The organism is Mycolicibacterium vaccae NBRC 14118 = CIP 105934, assembly GCF_001552715.1.
Classification (GTDB): domain Bacteria; phylum Actinomycetota; class Actinomycetes; order Mycobacteriales; family Mycobacteriaceae; genus Mycobacterium; species Mycobacterium vaccae.
On record NZ_BCRS01000075.1, the window covers coordinates 1 to 14,629 of the forward strand.

The following is a 14,629-nucleotide window of genomic DNA, read 5'->3' on the forward strand; positions in this document are numbered from 1 at the left end:
CCCCGCCGCGGCGGCGGGCCCGCTCGGCGGACTCCGCGAGTTCGGCAGCGACCGCCTCATCCGGGGCGCCGGTGGAGTGGGCACGGTGCCAGGCGCCGTGCTCGCCTGCCGACGGACCGGTGATCACGCCGGCCAATGCGGCGTGCACCTGTCGCCGTTCGGCCAACAGCGCGTTGCGATAAACCGCGGAACGTACCAGCGGATGCCGAAAACGTAAGCGGGATCCGATGGTGATCAGTCCGCTGCGCTCCGCGGGAACGCTTGCGTCGGTGTCGATGTGGAGTTCGGTCGCCGCCGCCCACAGCCATGCCGGATTGCCGGTCGGCTCGGCGGCTGCGATGAGCAGCAGGGTCCGAGACGCCGGCGGCAGCTCCCGCAGGCGCTGCTCGTACTCCCTTTCGATCCGCCGCACGACCGATGCCGCGGCCGTGAGCCCGTACCCGCCTGCCAACGTCGCGGGCGCCATCGCGTGCCGCAGTTCGAGCAGCGCCAACGGGTTTCCGCCCGCCTCGGCCAGGATGTTCTCCCGCACGTCGTCGTCGAGTTGGCCCGGCATCACCTCCGACAGCAGGGTGAGGGCGTCGTGGTAGGCGAGCCCGCTCAGAGTCAGCTCGGGCAGTCCGTCGAGCTGGTGATCGGTGCCCGGTGTGCGGGTGGCGAAGATCATCACCACCGGATCGGCGAGCAGTCGGCGGGCGGCGAACGTCAGCGCCTGCAGCGACGCGCGGTCCACCCACTGGGCGTCGTCGACGATGCAGACGGTCGGGCGCTCCGCGCCGGCGTCTCCGAGCATCGTAAGTACGGCCAGATTCACCAGGAGGCGATCCGGTGCGGCGCCTTCGCGCAGGCCCAGGGCGACGCGCAGCGCGTTCTTCTGCGGGTCCGGCAGGCGGTCGATGTGTGCGAGCAGTGGGCTGCACAACTGCTGCACCCCGGCATAGGCGAGTTCCATCTCGGACTCCGCACCACTGACCCGGATGGCACGGAGGCCGTCCGCCCCCGTCAGGACCTCGTCGAGCAGGGCGGTCTTCCCGATACCGGCCTCGCCGTGGATCACGAGGACCCCGCTCGCCCCGGAGCGCGCGCGGTCACACAGTTCCGCGAGCCGCCGCTGCTCGTCCTGACGTCCGACCAGCGCGCTGCCCCAGGCCCTCGAGCCCATGCGCGATCTTGACATGCCGGGGCGGCGGCGGCGACCGGAATGGGATCCCGGACGGCCCGACCACGGGATCGCCCGGTTCCGGCAGAACCCGGGGTTTTCCCGGGGTGAACGCGCCGGCCGGAGGTGTGGGATCGGTGCATCCGAGTTGTGCTGCTTCATCCACGAGGGGAATTCACCGATGACCCGTGCCGGGACCGTCCACCAAGCGACGTACGACCTGCTCCGAACGCTGGGGCTGACCACACTGTTCGGGAACCCGGGGTCCACCGAACAGACCTTTCTGCAGGATTTCCCCGACGACTTCACCTACGTGCTGGGCCTGCAGGAGGCCTCCGTACTGGCGATGGCGGACGGCTTCGCCCAGTGCACGGGCAAGCCCGCGCTGGTCAATCTGCACACCGCGGCCGGCACCGGCAACGCGATGGGCAGCCTGGTCGCCGCGTACCGGGCCAACACGCCACTGATCGTCACCGCGGGCCAGCAGACCCGCGAGATGTCGTTGTGCGACCCGTACCTGAACAACCCCGAGGCGACGGTGATGCCGCAACCGTGGGTGAAGTGGGCCTACGAACCGGCGCGGGCCGAGGACGTGCCCGCGGCGTTCATGCGCGCCTACGCGGTGGCGACCCAGCCGCCGGCAGGCCCGGTGTTCCTGTCCATCCCGCTTGATGACTGGAACGCGCAGGCTCTGGGACCGGCCGTGGTCCGCACGGTCAGCCACCGCGTCCAGCCCGACGCCGAACGGCTGCGCGAGTTCGCCGCCCGGATCAGCCGGGCCGAGCGGCCGCTGCTGGTACTCGGCCCGGAGGTGGACCGCGCCGGCGCCTGGGACGCCGGTATCGCCTTCGCGGAGAAGCTGTGCGCGCCGGTCCGCGGCAGCGCACTGTCGGACAGGTGCTCGTTCCCCGAGGACCACCCGCTGTACGCCGGTCCGCTGCCGCTCACCATCGCCGGGGTCTGCGACGCGCTGACGGGCTACGACCTGGTGATCGTGATCGGCGCGCAGGTGTTCCGGTACTACCCCTTCGTCCCTGGTGATTACGTGCCCGAGGGCACCGAGGTCCTGCAGATCACCGCTGATCCCCACCTTGCCGCGACCGCGCCGGTCGGGGACAGCCTGCTCGGCGACATGGGCACCGTGCTCGAACAACTCCAGCATCTCGTCGAGGTCCCGGACGACCGCAAGGCCCCGCCCGGCCTGAGCCGGGGCTCTGTCGACCTGCCGGTGGCGTCGGCGCCACTGCTGCCCAACGACGTCTATGCGGCACTCAGTACGGTCAAACCCGAGGACGCCGCAGTGGTGATGGAGTCGACCTCCACGCTGGCCGACCTCATCAAGTGGTGGCCCACCCGGCGGCCGGGCAGCTTCTTCGCCACGGGCAGTGGCGGTATCGGCTGGGGAGTGCCCGCAGCGGTCGGCATCGCGCTCGGGGACCGGGCCCGTGGGGTCAACCGGACCATCGTCGCCTCGATCGGCGACGGCTCGTTCCAGTACTCGATACAGGCCATCTGGACGGCGGCGCAGCACAAGCTGCCCATCGTGTTCGTGGTGCAGCGCAACGGCGAATACGCGGTTCTCAAGTCGTTCGCGCTTCTCGAAAAGACACCGAATGTACCGGGTATGGACCTACCCGGACTCGACATCGCCTCCCTGGCCGCAGGTTTCGGCTGCCGGACGGCGACGGTGGAGGGCACCGAGGACCTCGTCCAGAAGTTCAAGGCGGCACTGGCTGCCGAGGGGCCCACCGTCCTGGTGGTGCCCACGCAGCCCCAACTGCCGTTCCTCGGGTGAGCGATGCCGGTCTACACCTGCACGACGGCGCAGTCGACACTCAGCGCCGACATCAAGGCCGCTCTGGCCGCGGAGATGACCAGGATCCACTCGACGGTCAATCACGTGCCCGGCACGTACGTCAACGTCGTGTTCCACGAGTTGGCGCCCGAGGACGTCTACACCGACGGGCGACCCGCACAACCGCTGCTGATCAACGGATGGGTGCGGACGGGACATCCCGAAGCGCAGACCAGTCAGTTGGTGGCCGAGATCGCCGCCGCGGCGACCCGGGTCACCGGCATTCCCGCCGACCGAATCCTGGTCGTGATCCAGAACAGTCCAGCACATTTCGCGATCGAAGGCGGCCGGGTGCTGCCCGCCCCCGGTGAAGAGCAAGCGTGGCTGCGCGCGCAGCAGGAAGCGAAGTGACATGTCCACCAACATCGCGCAAGCCCCGACCGGCACGGAACCCACTGCCCTGCAGCGGTTTGCCGCGGCCGCTGCGGCGCACGGCGACGTGATCACCGACGTGGGCGTGCTGGCCGACCGTGGCCGCGACTACTGGGGCGTCGGGGGAGTGGCGGGCCTGCTGCTGCGCCCGCACGGCCGGGCCGACATCGCACCGATCATGCGGCTGGCCTGCGCGCACAACGTGGCGATCGTGCCGCGCGGCGGAGCGTCGAACTGCTCGGGCGGGATGATGGCCGCGCCCGGGCGTGTCCTGCTCGACCTGTCCGGGCTCGATCGAATCCTGCACATCGATGCGCAGTGCCGTTGCGCGCGTGTGGAACCCGGCGTCGTCAACGCCCACCTCCAGACGGCTGCGGCGCCGTACGGATTGTGCTTCTCTCCCGATCCCGTGTCGGCGGATCTGGCCACCGTGGGCGGGAACATCATCGAGAACGCGGGCGGCCCGCACGCGTTGAAGTACGGCGTCACCTACAACCACATCCTCAGCGTCGACGTTGTCCTGCCCGACGGGTCGACGGTCACCTTCAGCGCCGACGACGAAGGCCCCGACCTTCTCGGCGTACTCATCGGATCGGAGGGCACGCTGGGGATCATCACCGAGGCCACTGTCGCGCTGCGGCCGGTCGCCGAGGTCACCCACACTCTCATGGGCGCGTTCGCCACCGCCCGCGAAGCCGCCGACACCATCGCCGCGATCATCGCCACCGGTGTGGTGCCCGCCGCGGTGGAGTGGCTCGACCGGGCGGGAATCGCAGGGCTGCAACAGTTCTACGACACCGGCTATCCGCTCGACGCCGATTCCATCGTGCTGATCGACGTCGACGGCACCGCCGCGGAGGTGTCCCATGACCAAGCGGTCGTCGAGCGTGTGCTGCGTGAGCGCGCCACCGAAGTGCGCATCGCCGAGGGCGACAAGGACCGCGCCGCTCTGTGGTTCGGCAGGCTCAACGCGCCGCACTCGGTGGTGCGTAGCGGCAAGGGCTTCTTCATCGGCGACGTCACCGTGCCCCGCGATCGGATCCCCGAGATGCAGGAGGCCATCCAGGCCACCGCCGCGCGCCATGCCGACGGCCTGTTGTTCATCGCGGTGTGCGGTCACGCCGGTGACGGTGACCTGCACCCGACGACGTTCTACGACCGGGACAACCCGCTGGCGGCGTCCGCGCTGGAAGCGGCCAACAACGAAATCATCGAAGCCGCACTGGAACTGGGCGGCACCATCACCGGCGAGCACGGTGTCGGCACCGAGAAGATCCAGTTCATGCCCAAGCGGTTCACCGCGGTCGAACTCGCCGCCCAACGCGCGATCAAGCAGGCGTTCGACCCCGCCGGACTGCTCAATCCCGGCGTCATGTTGCCCGAGCGAAGCCCCGACGAGCCGGATGCCGAACAGTTCGGTGCCGCGGTCCGTGCTGCCCTGGCCGGTGGTGTCACCCCCGATCCGGACGCCCCGCTCGCCGTGGGCGACAACGCCGACATCACCGTCAATCTCGGCAACCTCAGCCTGCTCGTCGGCGCCGCCGCCACCATCGAGTCGGTCAACCGCCACCTCGACGAGCACGGAGTCGCGTGCGCTGCGATCCCCACCACCGGAGGGGAACGCAGCGTCGGAGAACTGGTGGCCACCGCCGCCGGCCCCGAACGGGACCGCATCAGGCACGCGCTGCTGGGCGCCGACGTCACGGTCGTCGACGGTCAGAGTCCCGCGCGGTTCGGCGCCGAGACCATGAAGGACGTCGCCGGATACGACACCAAACGGCTCTATATCAGTGCGCACGGCGCGTTCGGGGCGCTGGTCGCCCTCATCTTCAAGATCAACGTCACCGGCTGACCGGACGTGTGCCGGTGCCCCCGGTCAGCTTCCGTAGAGGCGCAGAGCCCGCGCGGCGGCGGTGGCCACGTCTCCGCTCAGTCGGGTGATCGGTGGGCCGCCGCGTTGGTGGATCACGTTCGCGAGCACGATCACGTAGGTGTCCGAGCCGGGGTCCAGCCACAACGTCGTCCCGGTGAAGCCGGTGTGGCCGAAGCTCCCGACGGGGAAGATCGTGCCGCGGGGCCGGGAATGCGCGGTGTCGATATCCCACCCGAAGCCGCGCAGGTTCTGTCCCGGTATGGCCGGATAGTGCACGCCGAGTGCGTCTTTGGCGTTCGCCGCGTCGATCTGCCCCGGATGGCGTCCTGGCTGCTGCGGGGTCGTCATCAGCTGCGCGGTGGATCGGGTGAGTGGGAACATGCTGGGGCGGCCGGCGAGGAGGTCGAGCAGGCCCTGGGCGTACAGGCCGAGATCGTGCACGGTGGAGAACACCCCGGCGCTGCCGGTCGCGCCACCCATCCGGCGCGCCGTCGGGTCGTGCACCGTCCCGCGCAGTGGATGGCCGAAGTCGGGGTTGATGCCCGGGGTGTCCTCGTCGAGCGCGGTGGGCGCGATGCGTGACAACAGGTCGGTGTTCCATGTGCCCGCCGGGCACTCGCGGGCTGCCGGAGCGTCGGGATCGGCGACGATCGCGGTGCCCCGGATCTGGTGTGGTCCACAGGCTTTGGCTGCGGGGAGGTATCGGGTGTCCGGCATGCCCAGTGGAGCGAAGACGTGGTCTCGGGCATAGGTGTCCACCGACCGGCCGGTGAGTTTCTCGACGATCGCGCCGAGCAGGATGAAGTTGATGTCGGAGTAGTGGAACTGCTCTCCCGGTTCGTACACCACCCACGCGCCGAGGGCGCGGCGAAGACCGTCGGCTTTGTCCGCCCGGTCCAACCCCCACGGGCCGTCCATGCTCAGATCCCCGGCGATGCCCGAGGTGTGCGTCAGCAGCATGCGCAGCGTCACCCGGGCCCGTCGCGGGTCGTTGTGCGGGTTGAAACCGGGCAGATAGGTCTGCACGGGCTCGTCGAACTTCAGCCGGCCCTGTTCGGACAACTGCATGACGGCCGGCGCCGTCGCGACGCTCTTGGTCAGCGACGCCAGGTCGAAGAGGGTGTCCTCGGTCATCGGCTCGGCAGGCGCGGGCGCCCCGTCCAGTCCGGGTTCGCCGGCGAGCTTTCGCTGCCCGAAAGCCTGCCGGAACACGATCTTTCCGCCGTGCCCGATCAGGACGACCGCCCCGGGGAGCCGGTGTGCCGCGATCGCGTCGGTCACCAGCTGGGCGACGGGGGCGAATTCAGGCGCGGCCGGTACGGGCGGCGTCGTGGTGGGCACCGTGGTGGTAGGCACGGACGTCGTGGGAGCGGTTGTCGGGGGAGCTGCGGTGGGCGGTTGCGCGGGGTGGCTGCACGACGGAACTGCGGCGAGGACGACGAGAACCGCTCCCGCTCCGCAGGCCCGGGCCATGCGCGATCCTGGCACCGTCACCTGGTTGACGGTAGCCGTCGCCTCGTGCCGCCGCACCGACCCTGAAGCGGCGCGCCCGGCCGGTCTCAGTGGCCGCGGGTGAACTGTTCGACGAGCTGATCGAGGCGGTCCGGCTCGGCGCCGGGACGGAGCCGAGCAGCACGGTCGAGGGTGGCGAGTCCGTGCAGCGCGGCGAAGAACACCTCGGTGAGAGTGTCGGTGTTCTGCGTGTCGGAGACCCGGCCGACCGCGCGGCGCAACTCGGCGAAGGCCGCCTTCAGCGGCGGCGGTGTGTCAGCGGCGGCGAACCGCAAGGTGGTCGCGCGGGTGAACATCGCGTCGTAGACGGCCGGGTGGTCGCGGGCGAAGTCGAGGTATGCGCGTGCGACCCGGGCCAGCGCGTCCCGCGGTGGGCCGTCGTCGGCGCCGGCGGCCCGGATCGCCTCCGTCAGCTCACCGAACCCGTCGAGGGCGACGGCCTCGGCGATCTGTTCCATACCGGCGAAGTGCTTGTAGAGGACGGGCTGGCTGTACTCGATCTCGGTCGACAGCCGGCGCGTGGTGACCGCGTCCCAACCATCGGCTTCGGCCAGCCTGCGCGCCGTGGCGATGATCAGCCGTCGTCGTGCGGCGCGTTCACGTTCGCGGCGGTCTTCGGCGGCCATACCGGAGACTAGCATCGCTAGAAGTTCTAGCGCCGCTATTGACCGGACGGGGATCCAGGGTTAGCGTTGCTAGCACTTACTCCTGAGGAGACGTCGACATGGTCCTCGGTCACATCACCAGCGCGGCCGCTCTGATCGCGGTCCTGGCCACTGCGGTGGTCTACGGCACGGATGTGTTCTGTGCGATCGTCGTGCGACCGGCGATGGCGCGCGTCGACGACGGTGCCCTGGTCGCGGTGATGGGGAACATGCACCGATTCGGCGACCGGCGGATGCCGGTGCCCGGGGTGATCGGGATCGTCGCCGCGGCGACGACCGCGGTGCTGGCCACGATCACCACCCAGTGGGCGCAGGCGATCGCGGCAGGCGCGGCCCTGGTCCTGCTGTCGGTCTGGATCGTGCTCTACGCACGGGTGAGCGCACCGATCAACCGGCAATTGACCGCGGCCGCCACCGCCGGCGAGTCGCTACCGGAGGGCCGTGCGCTGCAGGCCCGGTGGGAACGAATCATCGACGCCCGCGCAGTGCTGCAGGGCCTGGCGGTGGCCGCCCTGTGCGTGGCGCTGACAGTCTGACGGGGGATCTGAGTGGCTGAATCGATTGCAGGACAACAGCGTTGGTGGATCTCCGGCTACCCGCTGACAGCGCAGGAGCATTCACCATGACGACCACCATCACCATGGCCATCGGCTACGTCCTCGCCGGACTGATCGCGGCGGCCATCATCTTCGTCGGGGCCCGCTTCCTCGTCGCGCCGCGCGTCGCCGCCGCCGGATACGGGGTGCAGCCGGATCTCGGGCAGCCGTCGGTCGGCGCCTATCTGAGCGTCAAGGGCGTCCGCGACATCGCTTCGGGACTGTTCGTCCTGATCCTCATGGCCGCGGGCGCGACCCACCTGCTGGGCTGGCTCATCCTGGCCGCGACGGTCATCCCGCTGGCCGATGCGGCCATCGTGCTGCGCCACGGAGGCCCCGGGTCCATCGCCTGGGGAGTGCACGGCGGCACCGCCGGCCTGATGCTCGTGACCTCTGCGCTGCTGCTCCTCTGACGAGGAGTTCAGACGGCGGCGGCGACCGCTTCCTGCAGACCCCGGGTCGCCAACTGGTCGGCCAGCTCGTTGTCGGCGATCCCCGAGTGGCCCTTCACCCAGAACCACTCGACGCGGTGCTGCGCGCAGGCGATCTGCAGCCGCTGCCACAGATCGACGTTCTTCACCGGCTGCTTGGCGGCGGTCAGCCAGCCGTTGCGCTCCCAGCCGAACACCCATTTGGTGATGCCGTTGCGGACGTAGGTGCTGTCGGTGTGCAGGTGCACGACCACGGGCCGGGTCAGCGCCTCCAGCGCCATGATCGGCGCCATCAGCTCCATCCGGTTGTTGCTCGTCGTCCCGGGTTCACCGCCGAACATCTCGCGCACGTGCGCGCCCCGGCGCAGCACCGCACCCCAACCGCCGGGGCCCGGGTTGGGCCGGCAGCCACCGTCGGTGTGGATGACGACGGGGTCCTCGGTGGACTCGTTCATGGGGTCCGAGGATAAGGGGCCGAGATCATCGCCGTCCGGAGCGACATCCCGAACCCGAGGTTCCGCAGCGTGGTGATCCGCCGGCCGGGCTGCACCGCCGGTTTCACCGCGGAGGTGCGATCGCCGAAGAACGATGCGGTCGCGTCGATGTCCGCGACCACGTAGGTGATGCCCCACAGCGTCGACGGTCCCTGCCCCGCGGCCGTGGGGGACCCGACGACCTCGAGGATCACCTCTCCCAGCCGGAAGAAGATCTGGCGGATCGGGCGGCCGCCCAGCTCGGCGTCGCGCTCGCGTCGTGGTTGCACACCCACGGCCGCCAGGGAACCCACCGTCCGGTCCAGGTTCGGTGACATGAGTACGACGTGGTCGATCGCGGTCACACCGTTGGCGTGTGCGGCGGGAGTGGCCGGGCCCGCGTGCGAGCCGGTGGTCGGGATGCCGTCGAGGTCGTCACGACCCGGCGGCCAACCCCGCAGGGACCAACCGACGATGCCCGCGCCGTGGTCGCGGCCGACCAGCCGCAGGCGCACCCCACCGACGCGGCAGACGCCGTCCGGGTCGACGCTGAACCCGGCCTGCGCCCACGCGTCGGCCGGATCGGCGACGTGCACCGCGTCGACGGTGACAGGCAGGACGTCGGTCATAGGTGGCGCCCAGACTACGTCGCGGGGAGAACCACCGGACAACGCGCGGGCACCGCGCACTTGCCCTACGGTCGGGTTCAGGCGGTGGGTCGACAGCGAAGGCGGGTCTCGGGGTGGACGTGTCCAGAAGAGTTTTCGGCGGCCTCGCGCTGGCTGCCACCGCCGGGATCGTCGGCAGCGGGCTCGGCACGTCGGCGCACGCGGCGCCCGGCGGCGGTCCGGCCGCGGAGATCCGCGCCCGCAACGTGGTGCTGGTGCACGGGCTGTATGCGGACGGTTCGTCCTGGATCGACGTGGTACCGCACCTGCAGAACGCGGGCCTGAATGTGGCGGTGGTGCAGAATCCGCTCACCACGCTCGCCGACGCCGCGGCGGAAACGCGCAGAGTGCTGGCGCTGCAGCAGGGTCCGACGGTGCTCGTCGGCCATTCCTGGTCGGGGACCGTCGTCAGCGAGGTCGGCGGCGATCCGTCGGTCAGCTCGCTGGTGTACGTGGCCGCCCGCGCGCCCGACGCCGGCGAGGACTTCCCCGCGCTGGCGAAACAGTTCCCGACAGCGCCGGCGTCGGCCGGAGTCGTCGTGGCCCCGGACGGCTACGCCCAACTGAACGAAGCGGCATTCCTGTCCGACTTCGCCGCGGAAGTCCCCACGGAACGGGCCCGGGCGCTGTTCGCGGTGCAGGGCCGCAACCGCGCGACACTGCCGGCCGAGCGCACCACGACCGCGGCCTGGCGCGCCAAGCCGAGCTGGTATCAGGTCTCCACCCACGACCGCACCATCGACCCGGATCTGCAGCGCTTCCTGGCCCACCGGATGGGCGCGCACACAATCGAACTCGACACGTCGCACGTGTCGCTGATCACCAGGCCGCGCGAGGTGGCCACCCTCATTCTGGCGGCCGCCGGAATCGCGGTTTAGTCGTCCTTGTCGTCCTTGGATTTCGTGGACTTCGCGGACTTCGTGTCGGACTTGTCCTCAGAGTCCTTGTCCTCGGAATCGTCCTTGTCGTCCTTGGAGTCCTCGTCCTTGGAGTCTTCGTCGGAATCCTTGTCGGAATCTTTGTCGGACTCGCCGTCGTCACCCGACGAGCCGACGAACTCGAGCACGGCCCAGTGGCTGGGGGACAGCAGCACCGACCACTGGCCCTTCTTTCGGCCCAGCTTGAGCACGCCGTCGTCGAGATCCCACACGGTGTCGTCGTCGTGCTGGGACTCCTGACCATCGGAATAGGTGAGTTTGAATGCCATGGTGTCGGATGCCCGAAAGGACCGCGGGTTAATCCCGCGTGACGTCAGTCGGTCGTCGCGTGCGGGGCCCTGCCGAGGAACGTGTGCACGATGTCGTGCTGCCAGCCCGGCACGGTCATGCTCTCGACATCGACGAACCCGTTGCGTCGCAGTCGATCACGGAACTCCTCGGCGCCATCGAACTCGTTGACGCTGCGGCGCAGGTACCGGTAGAGACCGGCGTCGCCGGAACGCAGGCGCCCCGCCGGGATGATGATCGCGGTGCTGACCATGTTCCAGATGGCGGTCGCCCGCCGTGAGTCGCGCACCGAGTACTCGTGCACCGCGAGCACCGCTCCGGGCTTGAGCAGTTTCAACAGCGACCCGAGTACGTCGTCTCCGTCGTCCACGTTGCGGATCAGGTATGCGGCGAGAATGCCGTCGAACGCGCCGGTCACCCCCGCGTCATGGAGCGTCTCGGCGCGACTGTGCACGAACGTCACCGACGCCGGCCACGACTTCGCACGTGCCTGCGCCAGCATTCCCGCGGATCCGTCGACCGCGACGATATCGGCGTGTGGCGCCACGCTCAGCAACGCTGCGGTGGACAATCCTGTGCCGCAACCGATGTCGAGTAACCGCAGGCCGCGCCCCTGGTCGGGTAACTGCATCCGCTGTGCGGACAGGCGGAGATGCTCGTGATAGCCGGGGTTGGCGCCGACCAGGCCGTCGTAGGCCCGGGCCCCGGCGTCGAACGCATCGGGAACGTCGTAGCGCTTGTCGGTCATGTCGTGCGGGGCCGGTGTCGGTGGGCGCGCCGGTCCGGTGTGGTGCTCATATCAGGCCTTCCGCCGGCGCGATGTCCACACTCGTCATCAGCGCGAATTGTAGCTTCCATAGCCGTCGTTCACGGCGATACCGATGCTGCCGTTCACCCCGGTTTGCCGCGGCGCCTCCCGGGGCCGGTCAGCCGTCCCGACGCGGTCGCGGTGGGCCTGCACCGCGGCGTCGGCCCAGCTCCGGACGTCGTCGCGTACCCGCTGCGGCGCCGAATATGCGTACCGGCCACTTCGTCGGTGCGCCACAGGTATTCGAACCGCCGCCGGCGCGGTGTCCGGGAGTGGGTGGCGTTCGAACATCGGAGCGGGCCAGTAGTGTCGGTGTCAGCAGCCCCAGCGGCTGGCGCTCCGACAGCGAAGGATCCGGTGTGGCCCATTATCTGCTCGCCGTCAGCCCGCTGCGGGGGCACGTGATGCCGATCGTCAACGTAGGCGTCGGCCTCCAGGCCCTCGGACACGACATCTCCGTGCTGACGGGAGTGGAGTTCGCCGGCACCGTGCGCGACGCCGGGCTGCGGATGATCCCGCTGCCCGACAGCGTGCACATCGACGCGCCCGCGGGGACCCCCGCCCTGCTGCGGACGATGCCCGCCTCCGCGCGCCGGTTCTGGCTGGGCCGTGCGGAATTGGCCACGGTGTTCGCCGAACCCCTTGCCGCCGAAGCCGAGTCGCTGCGCCGGGTGCTGCGCGACGAGACGGTGGATGCGGTCGTCGCCGACATGACCTTCACCGGCGCGGTGCCCGTGCTGCTGCAGGACACGCCGCGGCCGCCGGTGGTGGTGTGCGGAGTCGCCCCGCTGACGATCTCCAGCAGGGACACCCCGCCCTTCGGCATGGCCTGGCAACCCGAGCCGGGCCTCGACTACCGTCAGATGACCACCGTCGCGCACCGGGTGATCATGCGCTCCAGTCAACGGCGGTTCAATCGTGCGCTGCGCCAAGCCGGTTCACCCGAGTCGCCGTTCTTCATCAGCGACTGGCCGCGGCTGGCCGACGGCCTGCTGCAACTGACGGTGCCGGAATTCGAGTACCCCCGCAGTGACCTTCCGGCGACCGTCGACTTCGTCGGCCCGCTGCTGCCCACCGGGCCCGAGGAGTTCGACCGACCGCCGTGGTGGGACGACCTGGAGCGTGCCGACGCGGTCGTCCACGTCACCCAGGGCACCTTCGACAACGCCGACCTGGACCAACTGATCGCCCCCACGCTGGAGGCGCTCGGCGGCCGTCGCGACCTGCTGGTCGTCGCCACCACCGGCGGCCGGCGCGGACAACACATGCGCGCCCGCGTCCCCGACAACGCCCGCATCGCCGAGTGGATCCCGTACTCGGCGCTGTTGCCGCACGTCGACGTGATGATCACCAACGGCGGCTACGGCGGCGTGCAGTACGCGCTCGGCCACGGCGTCCCGCTGATCGTCGCCGGGGAGACCTCGGACAAGGCCGAGGTCGCCGCGCGCGTCGACTACTGCGGCGTCGGCATCGACCTCAAGACCGCCAGGCCCGCCCCGGCGGCGGTCGGCGCCGCTGTCGACCTCATCCGCTGCGATGGCCGGTACCGCGCCGCCGCCGAGGCGATGCGCGCGGCGATCGCGGCCTCCACCCCGGTGGACGCGATCGCCAACACCCTCAAACGCCTCTGCGGTGCGTGATCAGAGCTTCGCGATGACGTTCTCGGCGAACATCTCCAGGTGGCGAATCTTCGCGTCCAGCGGCTCGGTGTCCTGGCCCGTGATGTAGGGGATGCGGAAACCGACGATGACATCGGTGACGCCCTTGTCCTCCAGCCGCTTGATGCCGTCGGCGGTGTAGGCGTCGATCGAGATCACGTGGATCTGGTAATCCGGGTTCTCGGCGGTGCCGGCCTCCTCACGGAACTGGCCGAGCTTCTTGATCAGGGTGTCGAGGTCCTCGGCGTCACCTCCGCCGTGCATCCAGCCGTCGTTGCGCGCGGCGCGGCGCAGCGCCGCGTCGGCGTGCCCGCCGATGAGGATCGGGACGGGCTTCGACGGCGCCGGGGTCATCTTCGTCTTCGGGATGTCGTAGAACTCGCCGTGGTACTCGAAGTAGTCGCCGGAGGTGAGGCCACGGATGATGTCGATGCACTCGTCCATCCGCTTGCCGCGCCGGGCGAACGGGACGTTCATCAGCTCGTAGTCCTCGGGCCACGGGCTGGTGCCGACGCCGAGCCCGAGCCGATTGCCGAACAGCGCTGCCAGCGAGCCCGCCTGCTTGGCCACCAGCGCCGGCGGCCGGATCGGGAGCTTCAGTACGAAGTGGTTGAAGTGCAGCTTGGTCGTCACCGCGCACAGCGCGGCGGTCAGCACGAACGACTCGATGAACGCCTTGCCCTCGAGGAACTCCCGATTGCCGTCCGGCGTGTAGGGATACTTCGAGTCCGATTCGAACGGGTAGGCCACGCTGTCGGGGATCGTCATCGCGTGATAGCCGGCGGCTTCGGCGGCCTGTGCCAACGGGATGTAGAACGTGGGGTCGGTCATCGCTTCGGCATAGGTGAAACGCACATCGCCTCCTGCTGGTCGGTGACCCGAATACTAGAACGTGTTCTAGTCCGGGGTGGCGGATTGTCTGGAGCCGCGCGAGCGCCGATCATGAACGGATGGGATTTCTGCTGCGGGCGGCGCTGACCGGGCTGGCGCTGTGGCTGGTGACACTGCTCGTCCCGGGCATCGAGTTCGTCGGCGGTGACAGCACAGCCGCGCGGATCGGGATCATCTTCGTGGTGGCGATTATCTTCGGGCTGGTCAACGCGGTCATCAAACCGATCGTGCAGATCATCTCGATCCCGCTCTACATCCTCACGCTGGGGCTGTTCCACATCGTGATCAACGCGCTCATGCTGTGGATCACGTCGTGGATCACCGAGCACACCACCCACTGGGGTCTGGCCATCGACCACTTCTGGTGGACCGCGATCTGGGCGGCCATCGTGTTGTCGATCGTGGGCTGGGGGCTGTCGCTGCTCGTCAGGGCGGACTGAGG

16 protein-coding genes are annotated in these 14,629 nt (G+C 69.6%); 8 read left to right on the forward strand and 8 right to left on the reverse strand.

Annotation, left to right across the window (positions count from 1 at the left end; translation table 11 throughout):
• Positions 1-1,162 (reverse strand): AAA family ATPase (locus MVA01S_RS15700; protein ID WP_255251698.1); only part of this gene is annotated, 1,162 nt, incomplete at its 3' end.
• A gap of 178 nt (positions 1,163-1,340) precedes the next feature.
• On the opposite strand from MVA01S_RS15700, the gene mdlC reads away from it, so the two are divergent.
• From mdlC to MVA01S_RS15715, 3 genes are read left to right on the forward strand one after another with little or no spacing between them, the layout of a single operon-like run.
• Entirely contained in the window at positions 1,341-2,954 is a 1,614-nt protein-coding gene (gene mdlC / locus MVA01S_RS15705; RefSeq protein WP_003930021.1) for a benzoylformate decarboxylase, read from the forward strand.
• Between the two features lie 3 nt (positions 2,955-2,957).
• Positions 2,958-3,365 carry a tautomerase family protein gene (locus tag MVA01S_RS15710; protein ID WP_003930022.1) on the forward strand — a complete coding sequence of 136 codons (408 nt, stop codon included), beginning with the start codon at positions 2,958-2,960 and terminating at the stop codon, positions 3,363-3,365.
• A gap of 1 nt (position 3,366) precedes the next feature.
• Positions 3,367-5,238 carry an FAD-linked oxidase C-terminal domain-containing protein gene (locus MVA01S_RS15715; protein WP_003930023.1) on the forward strand — a complete coding sequence of 624 codons (1,872 nt, stop codon included), beginning with the start codon at positions 3,367-3,369 and terminating at the stop codon, positions 5,236-5,238.
• A gap of 24 nt (positions 5,239-5,262) precedes the next feature.
• Here the strand turns inward: MVA01S_RS15715 and MVA01S_RS15720 are convergent, their stop codons facing one another.
• On the reverse strand, positions 5,263-6,753 hold the full coding sequence (locus MVA01S_RS15720; RefSeq protein ID WP_040540972.1) for a serine hydrolase domain-containing protein: 1,491 nt from the start codon (positions 6,751-6,753) through the stop codon (positions 5,263-5,265).
• A gap of 65 nt (positions 6,754-6,818) precedes the next feature.
• Positions 6,819-7,397, reverse strand: coding sequence for a TetR/AcrR family transcriptional regulator (locus tag MVA01S_RS15725; RefSeq protein ID WP_003930025.1), 579 nt, complete (start codon positions 7,395-7,397; stop codon positions 6,819-6,821).
• A gap of 98 nt (positions 7,398-7,495) precedes the next feature.
• On the opposite strand from MVA01S_RS15725, the gene MVA01S_RS15730 reads away from it, so the two are divergent.
• Together MVA01S_RS15730 and MVA01S_RS15735 are read left to right on the forward strand one after the other, a co-directional pair.
• Entirely contained in the window at positions 7,496-7,972 is a 477-nt protein-coding gene (locus MVA01S_RS15730) for a DUF1772 domain-containing protein (protein ID WP_003930026.1), read from the forward strand.
• A gap of 86 nt (positions 7,973-8,058) precedes the next feature.
• Positions 8,059-8,445, forward strand: a complete 387-nt coding sequence (locus MVA01S_RS15735; protein WP_003930027.1) for a DUF4267 domain-containing protein — start codon at positions 8,059-8,061, stop codon at positions 8,443-8,445.
• Positions 8,446-8,453: 8 nt separating this feature from the next.
• Here MVA01S_RS15735 and rnhA read toward each other — a convergent pair whose 3' ends face one another.
• Positions 8,454-8,918 carry a ribonuclease HI gene (gene rnhA / locus MVA01S_RS15740; RefSeq protein WP_003930028.1) on the reverse strand — a complete coding sequence of 155 codons (465 nt, stop codon included), beginning with the start codon at positions 8,916-8,918 and terminating at the stop codon, positions 8,454-8,456.
• Positions 8,915-9,565, reverse strand: a complete 651-nt coding sequence (locus MVA01S_RS15745) for a hypothetical protein (RefSeq protein WP_003930029.1) — start codon at positions 9,563-9,565, stop codon at positions 8,915-8,917. The genes rnhA and MVA01S_RS15745 overlap by 4 nt, the downstream gene beginning before the upstream one ends.
• A 119-nt stretch (positions 9,566-9,684) precedes the next feature.
• On the opposite strand from MVA01S_RS15745, the gene MVA01S_RS15750 reads away from it, so the two are divergent.
• Positions 9,685-10,482, forward strand: a complete 798-nt coding sequence (locus tag MVA01S_RS15750; protein WP_237024219.1) for an alpha/beta fold hydrolase — start codon at positions 9,685-9,687, stop codon at positions 10,480-10,482.
• Here MVA01S_RS15750 and MVA01S_RS15755 read toward each other — a convergent pair.
• Both MVA01S_RS15755 and MVA01S_RS15760 read right to left on the reverse strand, forming a co-directional pair.
• A complete protein-coding gene (locus MVA01S_RS15755) occupies positions 10,479-10,811 on the reverse strand; it encodes a hypothetical protein (RefSeq protein ID WP_003930031.1) in 333 nt (110 codons plus the stop codon). The genes MVA01S_RS15750 and MVA01S_RS15755 overlap by 4 nt on opposite strands.
• Positions 10,812-10,855: 44 nt before the next feature.
• Positions 10,856-11,578, reverse strand: coding sequence for a class I SAM-dependent methyltransferase (locus MVA01S_RS15760; protein WP_003930032.1), 723 nt, complete (start codon positions 11,576-11,578; stop codon positions 10,856-10,858).
• A 419-nt stretch (positions 11,579-11,997) separates the two neighbouring features.
• On the opposite strand from MVA01S_RS15760, the gene MVA01S_RS15770 reads away from it, so the two are divergent.
• Positions 11,998-13,278: a nucleotide disphospho-sugar-binding domain-containing protein gene (locus tag MVA01S_RS15770; protein ID WP_003930034.1), complete on the forward strand. Its 1,281-nt coding sequence runs from the start codon at positions 11,998-12,000 to the stop codon at positions 13,276-13,278.
• Here the strand turns inward: MVA01S_RS15770 and MVA01S_RS15775 are convergent, their stop codons facing one another.
• Positions 13,279-14,151, reverse strand: coding sequence for an LLM class flavin-dependent oxidoreductase (locus tag MVA01S_RS15775; protein ID WP_003930035.1), 873 nt, complete (start codon positions 14,149-14,151; stop codon positions 13,279-13,281).
• Positions 14,152-14,246: 95 nt separating this feature from the next.
• On the opposite strand from MVA01S_RS15775, the gene MVA01S_RS15780 reads away from it, so the two are divergent.
• Positions 14,247-14,627, forward strand: a complete 381-nt coding sequence (locus MVA01S_RS15780; RefSeq protein WP_003930036.1) for a phage holin family protein — start codon at positions 14,247-14,249, stop codon at positions 14,625-14,627.
• Positions 14,628-14,629: the final 2 nt, after the last annotated feature.

What these genes read in the sequence shown, in the direction of transcription:
- MVA01S_RS15755 (WP_003930031.1), bottom strand. Translation starts at nt 10,811, where the DNA reads ATGGCATTCAAACTCACCTATTCCGATGGTCAGGAGTCCCAGCACGAC.
- MVA01S_RS15745 (WP_003930029.1), bottom strand. Translation starts at nt 9,565, where the DNA reads ATGACCGACGTCCTGCCTGTCACCGTCGACGCGGTGCACGTCGCCGAT.
- MVA01S_RS15730 (WP_003930026.1), top strand. Translation starts at nt 7,496, where the DNA reads ATGGTCCTCGGTCACATCACCAGCGCGGCCGCTCTGATCGCGGTCCTG.
- rnhA (WP_003930028.1), bottom strand. Translation starts at nt 8,918, where the DNA reads ATGAACGAGTCCACCGAGGACCCCGTCGTCATCCACACCGACGGTGGC.
- MVA01S_RS15710 (WP_003930022.1), top strand. Translation starts at nt 2,958, where the DNA reads ATGCCGGTCTACACCTGCACGACGGCGCAGTCGACACTCAGCGCCGAC.
- MVA01S_RS15725 (WP_003930025.1), bottom strand. Translation starts at nt 7,397, where the DNA reads ATGGCCGCCGAAGACCGCCGCGAACGTGAACGCGCCGCACGACGACGG.
- MVA01S_RS15715 (WP_003930023.1), top strand. Translation starts at nt 3,367, where the DNA reads ATGTCCACCAACATCGCGCAAGCCCCGACCGGCACGGAACCCACTGCC.
- MVA01S_RS15760 (WP_003930032.1), bottom strand. Translation starts at nt 11,578, where the DNA reads ATGACCGACAAGCGCTACGACGTTCCCGATGCGTTCGACGCCGGGGCC.
- MVA01S_RS15735 (WP_003930027.1), top strand. Translation starts at nt 8,059, where the DNA reads ATGACGACCACCATCACCATGGCCATCGGCTACGTCCTCGCCGGACTG.
- mdlC (WP_003930021.1), top strand. Translation starts at nt 1,341, where the DNA reads ATGACCCGTGCCGGGACCGTCCACCAAGCGACGTACGACCTGCTCCGA.
- MVA01S_RS15780 (WP_003930036.1), top strand. Translation starts at nt 14,247, where the DNA reads ATGGGATTTCTGCTGCGGGCGGCGCTGACCGGGCTGGCGCTGTGGCTG.